The organism is Paenibacillus terrae HPL-003, assembly GCF_000235585.1.
Classification (GTDB): domain Bacteria; phylum Bacillota; class Bacilli; order Paenibacillales; family Paenibacillaceae; genus Paenibacillus; species Paenibacillus terrae_B.
On sequence record NC_016641.1, the window covers coordinates 3,590,572 to 3,606,027 of the forward strand.

Sequence of the window (15,456 nt, forward strand, 5' to 3'; positions counted from 1 at the left end):
GTGTTTCAGTTTATAACGCAACCATAGCTAAGCCATTCAAATGGACGTACAAAGGTAAAGCTCTTTACTTTTAATTGTTAGAATATTTAATTTTTAATGCACTAGCTCCTGAATTTGTCCTTGTGGCGATTCAGGAGCTTTTTTGCATAATCGGAATTTGCAAAGTATTGCTCATCACATGAGTATTTGGTGGGGATCATTTTCCCGAAGCTCCCCCTTATCCGAACGGGCTGCCCCAATACCGTGACGTAGGCCGGGCAGAAGTGTTCGCCGACTCGGGACGGCCTGGAGGTTGCGTTTACCCGCTGGGCTTTCGTCGAGCAGGAACGGGACTTGCTGAGCTCCAAACGATTCGGCAGACGCTTGACATGCTGCGGGATAAGATCGATAACTATCGATTCTGGGAAGCCGAGGCCAAACTCAAGCAAATCTAACGAGGAGGATGAACATGCCCTATATCTGTATCCAGCAACGGGAATAAAGACTTTACGCTTCTCGCGTACTCGCCGCTGCTTGGCGGTTTGTACGGCCGGGAGGATGCCGAACTTCCCAATGGGTATCGGGACGAAGAACAAATGAACAGATTGCAGGCGGTAAGGCATCTGGTGAAAGAGACTGGACACACGCCCAATCAGATTGTGCTTGCTTGGATGCTGCAAAACGCCCCGGTTGCCATACCCCTTGTTGCAGTGAGCGATTCCATTCAATTGGAAGAGAATTTAGGTGCGCTGGATATCCAGCTAAGTTCTGAACAGCTTGATTATTTGAATCAGGCGTAGAGCAATGCAGAAACAGGGATTGGTCTGGCCTTTGTAGACAACATTCAATTGAGAAAAAGAGAAACCCGAGTCTTGGAAAAGACCGGGTTTCTCGAAATTTTTGCCTAAACGAATCTACTGGTCTGCTTCAAAGGCAGCATCGCTGATCACTTTCGTCCCGTTAACATAAATATCCATATTTCTTGTCCCTGTCTCCAGCGCATACCGGAATTTCACATTTTTAGTTCCAACAACAGCACAGTAGATGCTATTCTACTGAATGGCTGCATCGGGCGAAGCATTAAAGTTGGCATATGGAGTACCGCTATCGTCCGAATAGGTGGCTTCTACTACGGAGTTGGTCAATGTTGTATCCGTCTCCGTATTATAAGTAGTACCGGTAATAGTATTATTTTGTGTAAACTTCCAGTAATCAAAATTAAATAAGTTGCCTGTACCGGTTCCGGTAAATACAAAGAAGACGTTGTGAATACCGGTTGCGCCGCTTACAGCAGTTTCTATTTCTCTCCAGGCTTGCGCTCCACCTGTGGAAGGCACAGTAAGCGTTCCTACAAGCTTACCGGTTACACTGTCAAGCCGCACTTCAATTTTTCCACCTGCAGCGGATGCTACATTTGCTTTAAAGGTTTTGGCTCCGCTTCTACCGAAGTCAGCGTTTCCTACAGCTATCCAGTCTCCGTTTTGAATACTTGTTACATTTTGATTATTTACCGGTCCGCCTGCTGCTGAAGATTTCTCCGTTAAAATACCTCCATTCCAGGCAATCGTTTCAGCCTCTACCCGATTATATGGATTAAGATTGGCCAGTTGGGATACACCTGCATAATTGGCCGCAACCTCTTGAATGGTTCCATCTGCACGATGCACAAGCTTATTGATATGGGGAGAACGGTATCCTTTACCGGCTCCGTATCGAGCTAAGCTGACAGTTTGAGCATGGTACACTACATACCACTCATTATTAAATTTGAAAACAGAATGGTGGTTGTTTCCGCCAGCTCTGAAAAATGATCCTGGATTTTTCAGGAAATGGCCTGCATACGTAAAGGGACCCATCGGACTTGAGCTGGTCATATAGCCGATTTCTCCTGACGGCTTATCGGCCGGGTGCGTACCACTAAAATTAATACAATAGGAGTAGTAATATTTTCCGTTATACTTATGAATTCCTGAGTCTTCAAACATGAAAGGCGCATCAATCGTAGATGCACTTCCAATAATGCTGGTCATATCGGCACCCAGTTTCAACACTCTGGCTGTTTTCGGATTTGCTCTTTGCTCTTGTGTTGGGTTTGAACCGCCAGGAATACCCCCGCCGGCATATAGATAGCCTGTGCCGTCGTCATCCACGAATACGGCCGGGTCAAAAAGCCAAACAACGCCAGACATTCCGGGTGTACTGGTTGTAACCAGCGCTTTTCCCAGCGGATCTCTCCATGGCCCGATCGGGCTGTCTGCTGTGAGAACACCGATACCTCCGGCACTATTTGCGAAATAAAGGAAGAATTTATCCTTGCCATTTATATTTTTAACTGTGGCTGCCGGAGCCCAGGACGCACCTGCCCATTTCGCAATACCCTGGCCGCCATTGGCGCCATTGGCACCTGCTACCGGAATGGCTCCGTGGTCTGTCCAGTTCACCATATCCGCTGAAGATATGACGAATACGCTCTTCAAATTGGCAAATGAATTATCTTTAATCGTTCCGTCGCTATTGTATTCATAGTCATCGCTGGACATATAGATGTAGACTCTTCCGTTATAGGTCAACGCAAAGGGATCCGCTCCTAAATGATGGTCTATAAGCGGGTTTGAATTCCCTACCTGTTTTGCAATTGTATTACTGGCTGCAAACGCAGACATCTCAGGTATACAACTCAATACTAATGCCAGAACTAATAAAAATAAACTACACTTCTTACTCATAACTCAATTCCCTCCTTCATTCAAATTGTCCCTTGACATATTACCGCGGGCTATTGCTTATCGTTACAAACGCACCTACTGGGCTGAAACATTTATACTCTCTATGTTCGGTCCTTCCGTACCGGTAGTTACCACTTTTAAAGTATTATTCCCGCTATTCATAGGTACCTGGATCGTTTTTTCGCCCCAGGTTGACCAACTGCCTGTTGCTGCAAAGGCAGCATTGCTGATCACTTTCGTCCCGTTTACATAAACATCCAGATTTCTTGTCCCTGTCTCCAGCGCATACCGGAACTTCACATTTTTAGTTCCAGTAACAGCACAGTAGATGCTATTCCACTGAACGGCTGCATCGGATGAAGCATTAAAGTTGGCATATTTAGTATCGCTATCACCCGAATAGGTGGCTTCTACTACGGAGTTGGTCAATGTTGTAGCTGTCTCTGCTCCATAAGTGGTATCGCTGATAGTCTTGCCACCCAATTCACCTACAAAAGTTGTAACACTTTGGGCAGGAAGCTGGGCTGTAAAGGCACCGCCCGACACATTGATGGACGATCCGGCTGCCATATTTCTGCTTCCGTCCGTGGCCCATGAAGAAACCCTAGATGCAGTCCCGTTCTGCAGGGCGAACCTTTGGTTTACTGCTGAAGTGCCTCTGTTAATAGCAACAATAACTACCTTGTTGTCACCTTTGTATGCAGAGGTGTAAATGTTTGTATTTGGATTCTTCGTTGCATCAACTCGTACATATCCGGGACGAACAAATTTCGAGAAATGAGCCATATTATAACCACGCTTGCTAATCGTACCGTCCTCTTTCATAGGACCGTATTGTCTACGGATATACCACCATACATATGATTGAAAATCTCCCTCTACCATAGCATTGTGTATATGATATGAAACATCCAACGCCTCGGGCCAGCGATCCGCCGAGTTATTGTCGCTATTTGGATAGTATACTTCCGTCATCCAAAGCTCTTTTCCCGCTCCTTTTTGTTTGAAAAGCGGATAAGCGAAATCACTGAATTTAGTACCATAAGTGTGAGCACCAAGAATATCCATATTAGCAAGAGCCTGTGAATCGTTAAGAATAGGGTCTGACATATTTTTCAGGTAAGAAAATGACTCAGGTGCGATGACCTTGCAGTTAATGGACCCAGCATTTTCTTTCATAAAACGAAGCATTTCTTGTGGAGTCCACCATGTCCAAGTATGTGCATAATCAGGCTCATTTTGGACAGAAATAGCATACAGATTCACGCCATTATTCTTCATGTATGAAACGAAATCGTTAAGATGCTGCGCATACGCAGCGTACTTATCGTATCTAAGGCGTTTTGCTTTTGTATCACCATTATGATTGAAGGTCTCAGTCATGTCACTTGGAGGATTCCATGGCGAAGCAAAAACGATTGCTCCTTGTTCAATCGCACGTTTTGCAGTTGGTACTTCTCTGTACCAATTATTTTTATTTTCGTCTACATAGATTCTTAACACAGAAAAACCTAACTGGTTGTTTCCATTACCAAAAGCTGTTTCTCTTTGAGCTGCTGTCAAATCTCCAGCCCAAGCCGGATGGTTTATTCCTCCAAAACCGCGAATTACTTGTTTTTGTGCCGATAAGTTAATGGTTACATCACTTGCTGCTGAAACTTCTGCAGGTGCCGGCGCCGTTAACATTAACGGCAATGCTGTTACAAATGCCAATAATACACAAATTAATTTTTTTACATGTGAAACCATTTCTTTCATCTCCTTAAAAATAATAACCTCCATAAACCTGTAACTTTGGAAATTCAATTTCCATTTTACAGCTGTTTAAACGACCTGTTCTGACCACCTCCTTTCGTATTATGGAATAAAGGTTTCACGCGGACTTTGTCCTACAAGATCAGCCTAAAACGGACGGATTCGGTCCAAGGGTAGCAAGTGATAATGGTTTAAATAGACTAACGATGTATTAAAGCGCTTTCATATTACACAGAAGTAGTGAACCTGGTAGAAAAAGTTGCTTTTGAAAGGTCATATCAGTGGGGACAACACTTTTTTTAACTCGATATTCGATCAAATGCAGGCGTATAGAAGGCAGTCAAAAACTTGTCTTCTTTCAAATCCTACACATGGAATACCCTCTAGAGGATACTGGTTAAATGAACAGGTATGAATAGACTTAATCACAATCTCATCCAGGATGGTCGACTATTGAAGGGTTTGATCTTTATGTCCGAGAGGAGTCCACTTTTTCCGCCTGATTGTCGTAAACTCTTGGGGGCTTGCTAAAAGGAGGATTGCTGCTGTTCTGGTTGTTTTGCCCGAGATGATGTTCTAACTCTTGAACACGAGTGGTGAGGTATTGGATTTGGTCTAGTAAAATGATAATGAACAGTCGTTTCATCATCTTTATTTATATCATGAATACGTTATTTCGTGAAGTTTTTTATTCCCCGTATATTATTATTATCCATATATCCCCGATTTCCTGCCAGGATTATAAAAAAGTTCTCAGCGATATTTCATGCGCTGTAATCCAGGTTGAGCCGCAAGCTATTTTACTATATAGTTATGACTGGACAACCATTCCATTGAATTTAAATGAATGCCATAATAGGGGGACCCTTGCAATGATTATTAAACCGAAAATCCGTGGTTTTATATGTACGACTGCGCATCCTGAAGGGTGTGCGGCTCATGTCAATCGTCAAATTAATTACATCAAAGACAGCACGGCAATACAAGGAGCTAAAAAAGTGCTCGTGATCGGAGCATCCACCGGCTATGGACTGGCTTCCCGCGTTGCTGCGAGCTTTGGCATGGGAGCGGATACCATAGGGGTATCCTTTGAACGTCCCGCAGCAGAAGGACGCACGGCTTCAGCAGGCTGGTATAACACTGTGGCCTTTGAAAGAGCGGCCAGAGCAGCCGGCTACATAGCGGAAAGCATTAATGGAGATGCTTTTTCCCATGAAATTAAGCAGGAGACATTGAAGCTGGTAAAGGAAAAGCTGGGCAAGGTAGACCTGATTGTGTATAGTGTCGCCTCACCGCGGCGCACACATCCAGACACTGGTGAAACCTTTAATTCCGTTCTCAAGCCCATTGGGCAGCCGTTTACGAATAAAACGGTGAATACGAATACAGGTGTCGTATCCGAAATTACGCTGGAACCGGCTACGCAGGAGGAAATTGACAACACCATTACGGTAATGGGTGGCGAAGATTGGTCCTTATGGCTCAAGGCGCTGGAAGAGGCTGATCTGCTGGCTGATGGGGTAACTACACTGGCTTACTCGTATATTGGTCCGGAGATCACGGAGGCTATTTATCGTAAAGGAACCATCGGTCAAGCCAAAAACGATTTGGAAGCCACAGCGCATACCTTAACAAAACAACTGGAGCGTTATCATGGTAAAGCCTACGTTTCTGTGAATAAAGCTTTGGTTACACAATCCAGTTCGGCCATTCCAGTGGTGCCTCTGTATATTTCCCTACTGTTTAAGGTCATGAAAGAAAAGGGATTGCATGAGGGATGCATTGAGCAGGCGCAGCGTCTGTTCGAGAAGCTCTATAGCGGGGATACTGTGGAAATGGATGAAGAAGGACGCATTCGTCTGGACAACTGGGAAATGAGAGACGATGTGCAGCAGGCGGTCAAAGCAGCCTGGTCCGAGATCACAACAGAAAACGTGTCTGAACGGGGCGATCTTGAACAATACCGTCTGGATTTCCTTCAATTATTTGGGTTCGGCTTTGAAGAGATTGATTATGAATTAGATGTTGATCCAGAGGTTCACACCAATTAACAAACAAATATGAGTCAAATAAAAACGGGTACTCTCAAGCGCTGCAAATGGCTTGTGGGACCCGTTTTTTTTGTATACAGGCAGAAAGGCACTCCATGTTGTGCTTATTCACCTCAGTTGAATTTATCGGGAATTAGTCGAAGAAAGCGACTTGCGGTGAAGCAAGCGAAAAACGGCAATGGTGATGATAATTCCAGCAATGCCAAAGACGGTGACAGAAGTTAGAGCTCGATAGGCCTGCCAGCCGAATAAAAAAGCGATACCACTGCCAAAGGTTGTGCCTGCCAGTAAACCGAGTGCGCAAGCGATGTCTGTTCTGGATTTCATAAGCATTTTTCCTTTCGGAATCAGAATTTGAAAAGCAACTTGTATTTTTCATCTGGACTTGGATAGGAATTTGTGCGTACAATTAAATAGAAATCGTTTTCAAAGAGAATCTCTTTTTACTCATTATGGATCATTCTTGTGCAAATTATTCCTTTTCAGGAGGTAGATGAAATGAATATGAATGAGCAGATCAAGCAGTGGAACGAAGAGGCACAGGCAAATAACACCGATCATCCTTACCGAAAGGTCGAATTGTTTATTGAGGTGCGTGATGGGGCGCTTGAAGCCATCGTCCCTTATTTGAAGCAACAGAATTACCGTCATATGACGCTGGTAGATGATGAACATACTTCTGCGGCGGCAGGGGAAAAGGTGACACAACTCATACGTGACGCTGGTTTGGTGGTGGATGTGGTTCGGCTGCCTCCCAATGCTGTGGGGGATGTGATTGCAGATGAGGGCTATATCGTAAAAGTGTTGTTGGGCGTGGCGGATGAGAGTCAGGCTGTACTGGCCGTAGGCTCCGGAACTATTCATGATCTGGTTCGCTTCGCATGCTATAAAATGAATCGTCCGTTCCTGTCGGTGCCGACGGCCGCTTCTGTGGATGGATTTACATCGGCAGGCGCGCCGTTGATTGTGGGCGGCAGCAAGCAGACCTTTCAGGCTGTTCCGCCGGAAGCGATCTTTGCTGATCTATCCGTACTGGCGAATGCGCCACAAGCGATGACTGCTGCAGGCTTTGGCGATATGCTTGGCAAATTCACCTCATTAGCCGATTGGCATGTGTCCAGAGATTTGGGAGGTGAACCGTATTCGCCTCTAGCTAACCGAATCACGGAAGAGGCGCTGCGAGCCTGTGTAGAGCATGTTGATGAGATTGCTGCGGGTAGCCAGGCAGGTGTTGAAGTGCTGATGAACGCGCTGATCGCATCCGGCATTTCCATGCTGATGATTGATCATTCCCGTCCAGCATCGGGGGGAGAGCACCACATTTCTCACCGAATTGAAATGGATTTTATTGCGGAGGGGCGCAAACAAATTTTGCACGGTGCCAAAGTGGGCGTAGCTTCTGCTTTACTGGCGGACTTATACAGGGATCTGGCTACCAGCCAAGCTGTGGAGGCTTTTAGGGTATATCGAACCTTGCCAACGTCAGAGCAGATGCGTGCATGGCTGATTCAGGTCGGTGGCCCGTCCACGATTGCCGATCTGGGCGTAACCGAAGAACAGCTTGCGCGTGCACTCCGTACGGCTCATACCCTGCGTAATCGCTATACAGGACTCAAGTATATGAACGATCATCAATTGCTTCGTTCATAATATGCACATCTGCACAAGCCGTATTTAGACAGGATTAGCCAAGCACTTGTAACATGGAAGGGATTAGCGAATGGGTTTATGCCTCCGGTAGCCATACAACAATATCCTGCTCCTGTAACATTTGTATGTACAAATAAACGATATGCTGTAATCGTGAAATACAAAAGGGTACACGATATTGCAAGTGACGGAGGAAATTATGGCGCCCAAATATATACAAGTTAAACAGGAAATTTTGTCATGGATTCATTCATCCAAGCTGGAGCCTCAAAGCCAGCTTCCATCTGAACATGAAATGTCTGAGCAATTTGCGGTTAGTCGGCAAACCGTGCGTCAGGCGTTAGGTGAGCTGGTACAGGAAGGTTGGCTGTTTCGCATGCAGGGAAAGGGCACCTTTGTCGCCACACGGGACAGCAAGCAGCCCGAGAACCTACGGACCATCGGGGTCGTTACGACCTATATATCTGATTATATTTTTCCGTCGATTGTGCAGGGAATTGAATCCAAATTAAGCCGTCAGGGCTACAAGCTGCTGCTGTCCAGCACAGGCAATGACCCTGAGCAGGAACGTCAGTGTTTGGAAATGCTGCTGAGCCAACCGCTGAGCGGTATTATTATTGAACCGACCAAAAGCGGGGAGCGCAACCCCAATCTGAATTATTACCTGACCGTGGAAAACCGCCAAATTCCTTATTTAATGATTAATGCGCGGTATGAGGAAATGGATGCGCCGTGTCTGCGTGTGGATGATGAGAAGGGTGGATTCTTAGCGGCTGAGCATCTGATTAAGCTGGGACATCGGAGGTTAGCCGGCTTTTTCAAAACAGATGATATGCAGGGAATTCTCCGTATGAAAGGATTTGTGGCAGCCCACCGCAAATATGGGGTTACGCTGCATCCAAATGCAGTAACCACCTACCGGACAGAAGAAAAGAATGAGGTTCCGTTACAGCGTGCGTCTGAGCTGCTGAGTATGGATTCGGGAGAGCGTCCTACCGGATGGGTAACCTATAATGATGAGCTGGCTGTGCGTTTGTTGGACATTGTGCGTTCGGCGGGTCTGAGCATTCCGGATGATTTGTCGTTGGTCGGGTTTGATGATTCTTTTTTGGCAACGGCAACGGAAATCAAGCTAACTACAATTCGGCACCCGAAAGAGGAGCTGGGACTTCGCGCCGCTGATACGATACTGTCGATGATCGAAGAAAAGGGCTTCCGAGAAGAGGATTGCCAGTGGATTATTCCGCCTGAACTGATTATCCGTGAATCTACGGGTCCTGTTGCCAGTGACGTATAAGAACCTATAAATATGGGCGAGTTTTTATTTGGATACATGTAAGGACAAGTTGGAAGGATTGTAGTTGTGACACCTAATAGCATATCGGGATATTAGTCCCGCGGACATTCCAGGTGTACTCGTTAATCAGCATGCACCGTTCGCTTGGGGGAAAAACGCCGATGATGCCGTTCATAATGCAGTTGTCGGTGGATTGCTGCAGAAAAACCGTCTCTTGATGCAAATTTACGCCGATGTAACCGGGCGGGAGATCCAAGTGGCGGCTTCTACTCAAACCCCTGCGCTGGGCGCTGCGATGTTTGCAGCAGTGGCTGCGGGAGCAGAGGCCGGAGGGTATGATGATATCGTCGAAGCAGCGCGCCATATGGCGCGTGTACGGGACGAGAGCTTCAAGCCGATCCCAGAGAACGCGGCCGTCTATGATAAGCTGTACGAGGAATACAGCCGTCTTCACGACTACTTTGGACGTGGAGGCAATCCTGTGATGAAGAAGCTGAAGGCTATTAAGGAAGAAGCCAGACGTTCTACAGAAGCCGCAAGCACTCATTCCTAGAAGGATAAGGAATCTAAAAAAGCACAGTACGCCGAGAAAATGGCAGACTGTGCTTTCTTTGTTCTTATATTCCGTGATTTGCAACAGGCGAAAGTCTTATGAAATGAAAGATGGTAATGCGTTCCTTTCATAGACTTTCAGGTAAAGTACAAAAGTTTAGTTTTAACGGACATTCTCACTTTTTCAGCATGGCATCAGCAAACAAAATGGATTTTGGAATGCGGAAAAACTGTTCCGCCTGATCCTGGAAGGTTTGAGAAGGAACGGTACCCTGGTGCAACCATTTTCGAAATGTGCCGGGATGAACGCCAATCCAATGACTGACATCGGTCACCGAAATATCATGGACCATACATAGACCCGCCAAAATCCGGTTTTTGACCGGGGAACGAGTCACAGTCCGTTTCATAAAACGGGACGGTGATGGCTGACAGATGAGCGGTGAACGCCGGACAACCTCTTCATTAAACAGAATATGGTGCGGATAACCAAGTGTATTACAAGCTTTTTCCAGATTAGTGTTGCCGGGAATACGACCTTCATATACCCACGCGCTGACGCTACGGGAGGAAATGGAAAGCTCCTCGGCAAGCTGAGACAGTTTAATGTCATTAGCCATCAAAACGGCTAGCAGAACACGATTGCGCACTTGACAGCGTGTCGGCTTGCGAAAACGTTTGACGCGCACACCTTTTCCCAAATATTTGCGATTGATCAGAGACCACGCCTGAATGGAATGTTTATCTTGTTGTTTAGGCATATATCCTCCGATTTTTTTAAACACATACTACTATACCCGAAGGGGCCTTTGCAAGTGACTCCCCTCCTGATTTTCTTTTAATCCCATGGGCTTAACCGGTTTATGGAAAATAAGGTCCATTTGGCCTATGAAAAGGGGCGTTTAAGGGACCGATATATTGAATTGTGTCTATTTTATGGAAGTGGAGGGAATATGTTCTTTTTTTATGATTGTAAGGCTTATAAGAGAGAGAAATGGATAGCTGTACTTCGCCATTTGGGAAATATTTGATATACTATATATGTAATATGCTGTTGAAATCTATACATTACTGTGGAAGAACCACGAAATGGAGAGACGGAACACATGGCTTATATGGTACCAGAGTATATACCGAAGAATGCGACAGCAGGAGAGCGACTCCTGTTTGAAACCTTAAAGAGGTATTTACCTAGTGATTATATTGTTTATTATGAACCGGAAATTCGGGGACGACGACCTGATTTTGTTATTATCGGCCCGGACCTTGGACTCGTTGTTCTTGAAGTAAAGGATTATACGAAAAACACGTTGCATCAAATTAATCAGGACGAATGGATGCTACATACCTCAGCCGGTGAGACACGAACGGTGAAAAGTCCGCTGAAACAGGCGCGGGACAATGCCCGACTTATTTCTGACCAACTGAAAAAAGACAAAAACTTACTTCAAGGTTTATCTGGTTATCTAAAGTTTTCCTATGGATACGGTACGGTATTTACACGTTTGAAGCAAGAGGATTTCATTAAATTAGGACTATACAATGTAATAGATCCTTCTTTTGTGCTGTGCAGAGATGAGATTGATACAGACGACGAAGGATTTTCCAGCGAAACTTTGATGGAAAAGCTGTTTAGTATGTTCACGATTCAAAGCAAACGTCGTTATACACTTACAGATGAGGACATTCAGGCTATCCGGTTTCATTTATTTCCCGAAGTACGGATTAGTGCAGAGTTCAAGGAACCTGTACCTTATCAGGATCAGTTGTTGCTATCTCTTCATAATATCAAAACCATGGATATGCACCAGGAGAATATGGCTAAACAATTGGGAGACAGACATCGTCTTATTCGTGGCGTGGCAGGTAGTGGAAAAACGTTGGTTCTTGTCAGTCGGGCTAAAATGCTGGCTCAAGCTCATCCTGATTGGAAAATTCTTGTTCTTTGCTATGGTATCCCCCTATCTCGGACTCTCAAGCAGTGGATTGACCAAAAAATGAGGGAGCCGGAAGATTTATTTGATTTTGCTAATGCAGAATGTGAATGGGAGTCTTCTAATATTGAAGTATATAACTTTCATGAATGGCTTGGTAGTCATATGCGGATCAAGGACAGTGCGATACCTGAGTTGCTAGAGAAATTGGACAAATCTGAAGCCATTGTTCCGATCTACGATGCCATACTCATTGATGAAGGACAGGACTTTGAGCCAGATTGGTTGCGTTTGGCCAGTCATTGTCTCAATCCTGATACGAAGTCCCTTCTGTTAGTAGAGGATCGGGCACAATCTATTTTTAAAAGGAAGAATAGTCTTGCACAGGAAACGGGTCTGGATTTTCGGGGGAGATCGAAAATCCTTTCTATTAACTACCGAAATACGGCCCAAATTGTACAGTTTGCGTGGGATTTTTATCGCAGTCATTCACAACTACAGAACAAGGTGCAAAGCGGCTCACTTGAAGGAGTAGAAATTATTCCCCCACAGTCAACCAAGCGCAAGGGACCTGAACCTATCTTCCGCAGATGCCGAAATATTCGCGAGGAGATGGATTTTATTGTTAAATCTATTACATTTCTGCGTTTAGAAAAGGCTATTCCGCTTAATGATATAGCTATTTTATATAGGGTGCAGAACAGTTACAAAATCTCTTATATTAATGAAATCAAAAGCAGCTTACAGAAGCATCAGGTGCCGTATACTTGGATGACTGAAAGCCGTGAATCCAAACGTAATTTTATAAGAGAAGAAGAGACTGTAAAAATATCTACTCTCGACAGTGCTAAAGGTCTGGATTTTCGTGCTGTCTTTATTGTGGCAATTGAGAACATGCCATTCAAGAGGGAAGAGGTTGAAGAAAGAGAGGTTTCTCTGCTGTATATTGGCATGACCCGTGCGCTCGAATGGTTGTTTCTTACATATAGCGGAGAGTCCAAATATACCTTGTATCTGGATGATATACAGCAGAAGATAACGAAAACTCTTGGACCCAAGCCATCAGGTTGAGAAGTCTCCAATTTATTCACAACTTTGTAACCTCCGTGGGCGGGGGGATTGCGAGATTGTTGTCGAATTGTTTCACTATATTTACATACTACACTCTGGTAATCTATTAATATATAAGGGGGGGACGGAAAGGCGTTCCGATTCAATCGGTTGAGATGCGTTTATGTTCTATATGTTTAGTGAATGTCTATATTGCCATGTCTATACCGTCATGCCTGTATAACTTCATAGACAAGCTAGAGATAGCTCCCACACATATAAAATACAGCACAGGATGGTGTAAGTAATGAAGTTTTTGAAGGTAAGATGGATGGCTGTATGTTTGATGGCAATCTGTTGTTTGGGTCTGTTGGGCATACATACGAACACGGCAAGTGCGCAAGCGAAGGCTCCTTTGCTGGGGGTCAATGATGTATTACTGGATTCTAATACGATTCGGCCCGTGATGGAAAATAACAAGCTGTATGTACCTATCGTTACATTAAGTCAAAAGATGGGGATTTCCACTTCGGTCAGCGGCCGTACATTGCAGTTGACGGGACATAATCGCAGCTTTACGCTGGATGTGACCAATGGTGATGTTTTTGAGCGGGGAGGGCGTACGATGGTGCCGATTCGCACATTGGCGGATGCCTTCGGTTTTACCATCACGATACCTTCAACCCATGTGTACCGGATTCAGAATGCGAATGCGAGCTTGTCCGATACACAATTTTTGAACAAATTTGCCGCAGAAATTAAACAGTATGCAGCTGTGAAGCCAGGCAAAGCTAGCAATGCAGGAACTAAGGGGAACACTTCCCCGTCGAGCCGTACGATTTATTTGAGCTTCGATGACGGTCCTACAGCCCATACTTCACAGCTGTTGGATATCTTGGATAAATATAATGCCAAGGCGACTTTCTTCATGTTGGGACCGGAAATTCGTCAACATAGTACAGTTATGAAGAGAATGGTAGAGGCGGGTCATGGTTTGGGCTTGCACGGGATGACGCACCAGGTGAAGAAAATCTATGCTTCTCCGGCAGCGGCGCTTGCAGAAATGAATCAGGATAATGAGATTTTATTCCAGGCAACAGGGCAACGCACTTCTTTAATTCGTACGCCTTATGGCAGCAAACCGTATTTGAATAAAGCATTCCGTGATCAGCTGACGGGTGCAGGCTATCATATTTGGGATTGGAATGTAGATTCCAACGATTGGCGTTATACCAAAAATCCAGAGCATTTTGAACAGACTGTTCTGAGTGATATTAGAAGATTGACAAAACAAGGCAGAACTCCAGTCGTTCTTATGCATGATAAGCCGTCTACAATCAAGGTGCTTCCACAAATCATGGCAGCTTTGCAGAAAGAAGGCTATTCGTTCGAACCGTTGAATGGCAATTTGACTCCGCTTAATTTTTGGAATGATCATCATTAATTGAATAGCTGTCAGAAAAACAGGCTACCCTACTTTATTTTTGAAGAGGGGGTCTGTTTTTTTATAAGCGGTAAGCAGAGAGGCTTGCAGCTTGTTTTATATGAATCTATGAATTCATATCCCTGTTCAGGTCATATGGCTTTACGGGTTGCCAAGTCGCTGCATATATTGCAGTAACCGTCCCGAGAGGAGGAACAGGTATGAATATTAACCCGGCTATGTTTAGTATGTTTTGTGCCACCACAGGTGCCATTATAACATTTGCATTTGGCGGCTGGAATCAGTTGATGGTGCTGTTCACAGTTGCGATGGCTGTTGATTATGTGACAGGAGTTGCCGCAGCCATTAAGACCGGACAAGGCTTGAGTAGCAAAGCCGGTTTTTGGGGGTTGACGAGGAAGGCTTTGATGCTCATGGTGATTTCTTTGGCACATCATATGGATCTCCTGATGGGTACTGAAATCATGAAAGGGGCGGCGACGTATTTTTATTTATCCAACGAATTGATCTCTATTACAGAAAACTGCTCACGCATGGGTTTGCCGCTTCCACCGAAGCTTAAGAATTTTTTTGCTCTGCTGAAGGACAAGGAGTCTGGTGGGAAAGATGGTGGAAAAGATCGCTAGAATTATAAAGCTTCTTTCCGTATGTGGGGCGTTATGATAAAATTTTGAAGAGAACATTTTAAAAGATAAGGAGCCTATACGTATGATTAAACATATTGTTTTGTTCAAATTGAAAGACCGCTCCTCTGAAAGCATTGAGCATACGGCATCCATTTTGCGCAGCATGAACGGTAAAATCAAAGAACTTCTGTCACTTGAAGTAGGTACGGATGTGATTCGTTCGGAACGATCTTATGATATTTCCCTTACAGCTGTAGTCGAAACACTGGAGGACTTGCAAACGTATCAGGTACACCCTGTGCATCAGGAGATCATTGTACACATGAATGAAGTGAAGGATGTATCAATCGCAGTTGATTATGAAATTTGAAGCGGTTACGGGAGGTGCAGGA

General features: G+C 44.8%; 14 protein-coding genes and 1 pseudogene. 10 read left to right on the forward strand and 5 right to left on the reverse strand.

Annotated features, from left to right (window positions below; all coding sequences use genetic code 11):
• Positions 1 to 263 precede the first annotated feature (263 nt).
• Both HPL003_RS28905 and HPL003_RS27650 read left to right on the forward strand, forming a co-directional pair.
• Positions 264 to 434 carry a hypothetical protein gene (locus HPL003_RS28905; RefSeq protein WP_014280805.1) on the forward strand — a complete coding sequence of 57 codons (171 nt, stop codon included), beginning with the start codon at positions 264 to 266 and terminating at the stop codon, positions 432 to 434.
• A gap of 21 nt (positions 435 to 455) precedes the next feature.
• Complete coding sequence (locus HPL003_RS27650; RefSeq protein WP_081473724.1) at positions 456 to 779, forward strand: aldo/keto reductase; 324 nt, start codon at positions 456 to 458, stop codon at positions 777 to 779.
• A gap of 252 nt (positions 780 to 1,031) precedes the next feature.
• Here the strand turns inward: HPL003_RS27650 and HPL003_RS16360 are convergent, their stop codons facing one another.
• From HPL003_RS16360 to HPL003_RS30565, 3 genes are all read right to left on the reverse strand, one after another.
• Positions 1,032 to 2,705 (reverse strand): glycoside hydrolase family 43 protein, encoded by a 1,674-nt coding sequence (locus HPL003_RS16360; protein ID WP_014280807.1) that lies wholly within the window; start codon positions 2,703 to 2,705, stop codon positions 1,032 to 1,034.
• Between the two features lie 75 nt (positions 2,706 to 2,780).
• Complete coding sequence (gene xynC / locus HPL003_RS16365) at positions 2,781 to 4,454, reverse strand: glucuronoarabinoxylan endo-1,4-beta-xylanase XynC (protein WP_014280808.1); 1,674 nt, start codon at positions 4,452 to 4,454, stop codon at positions 2,781 to 2,783.
• Positions 4,455 to 4,929: 475 nt separating this feature from the next.
• Positions 4,930 to 5,109, reverse strand: a complete 180-nt coding sequence (locus tag HPL003_RS30565; protein WP_420795067.1) for a DUF6444 domain-containing protein — start codon at positions 5,107 to 5,109, stop codon at positions 4,930 to 4,932.
• Positions 5,110 to 5,332: 223 nt separating this feature from the next.
• Here HPL003_RS30565 and fabV point away from each other — a divergent pair, with 223 nt between their 5' ends.
• Positions 5,333 to 6,511 carry an enoyl-ACP reductase FabV gene (fabV, locus tag HPL003_RS16370; RefSeq protein WP_014280809.1) on the forward strand — a complete coding sequence of 393 codons (1,179 nt, stop codon included), beginning with the start codon at positions 5,333 to 5,335 and terminating at the stop codon, positions 6,509 to 6,511.
• Between the two features lie 123 nt (positions 6,512 to 6,634).
• On the opposite strand, the gene HPL003_RS16375 is transcribed toward fabV, so the two are convergent.
• On the reverse strand, positions 6,635 to 6,838 hold the full coding sequence (locus HPL003_RS16375; protein ID WP_014280810.1) for a hypothetical protein: 204 nt from the start codon (positions 6,836 to 6,838) through the stop codon (positions 6,635 to 6,637).
• Between the two features lie 171 nt (positions 6,839 to 7,009).
• On the opposite strand from HPL003_RS16375, the gene HPL003_RS16380 reads away from it, so the two are divergent.
• From HPL003_RS16380 to HPL003_RS16390, 3 genes and pseudogenes are all read left to right on the forward strand, one after another.
• The gene (locus HPL003_RS16380; protein WP_014280811.1) at positions 7,010 to 8,161 is read left to right on the forward strand and encodes a sn-glycerol-1-phosphate dehydrogenase; all 1,152 of its coding nucleotides are present in this window, start codon (positions 7,010 to 7,012) and stop codon (positions 8,159 to 8,161) included.
• A 199-nt stretch (positions 8,162 to 8,360) separates the two neighbouring features.
• Complete coding sequence (locus HPL003_RS16385) at positions 8,361 to 9,458, forward strand: GntR family transcriptional regulator (protein ID WP_014280812.1); 1,098 nt, start codon at positions 8,361 to 8,363, stop codon at positions 9,456 to 9,458.
• A 148-nt stretch (positions 9,459 to 9,606) separates the two neighbouring features.
• A pseudogene (locus HPL003_RS16390) lies at positions 9,607 to 10,011 on the forward strand (FGGY-family carbohydrate kinase); the annotation flags it as partial.
• A 175-nt stretch (positions 10,012 to 10,186) separates the two neighbouring features.
• On the opposite strand, the gene HPL003_RS16395 reads toward HPL003_RS16390, so the two are convergent.
• Positions 10,187 to 10,771, reverse strand: a complete 585-nt coding sequence (locus HPL003_RS16395) for a helix-turn-helix domain-containing protein (protein WP_014280814.1) — start codon at positions 10,769 to 10,771, stop codon at positions 10,187 to 10,189.
• Positions 10,772 to 11,116: 345 nt separating this feature from the next.
• On the opposite strand from HPL003_RS16395, the gene HPL003_RS16400 reads away from it, so the two are divergent.
• From HPL003_RS16400 to HPL003_RS16415, 4 genes are all read left to right on the forward strand, one after another.
• Positions 11,117 to 13,015 (forward strand): 3'-5' exonuclease, encoded by a 1,899-nt coding sequence (locus HPL003_RS16400; protein WP_014280815.1) that lies wholly within the window; start codon positions 11,117 to 11,119, stop codon positions 13,013 to 13,015.
• 286 nt (positions 13,016 to 13,301) lie between these two features.
• Entirely contained in the window at positions 13,302 to 14,438 is a 1,137-nt protein-coding gene (locus HPL003_RS16405; RefSeq protein WP_014280816.1) for a polysaccharide deacetylase family protein, read from the forward strand.
• Between the two features lie 200 nt (positions 14,439 to 14,638).
• Positions 14,639 to 15,064, forward strand: a complete 426-nt coding sequence (locus tag HPL003_RS16410) for a phage holin family protein (protein WP_014280817.1) — start codon at positions 14,639 to 14,641, stop codon at positions 15,062 to 15,064.
• 82 nt (positions 15,065 to 15,146) lie between these two features.
• The gene (locus HPL003_RS16415; RefSeq protein WP_014280818.1) at positions 15,147 to 15,434 is read left to right on the forward strand and encodes a Dabb family protein; all 288 of its coding nucleotides are present in this window, start codon (positions 15,147 to 15,149) and stop codon (positions 15,432 to 15,434) included.
• Positions 15,435 to 15,456: the final 22 nt, after the last annotated feature.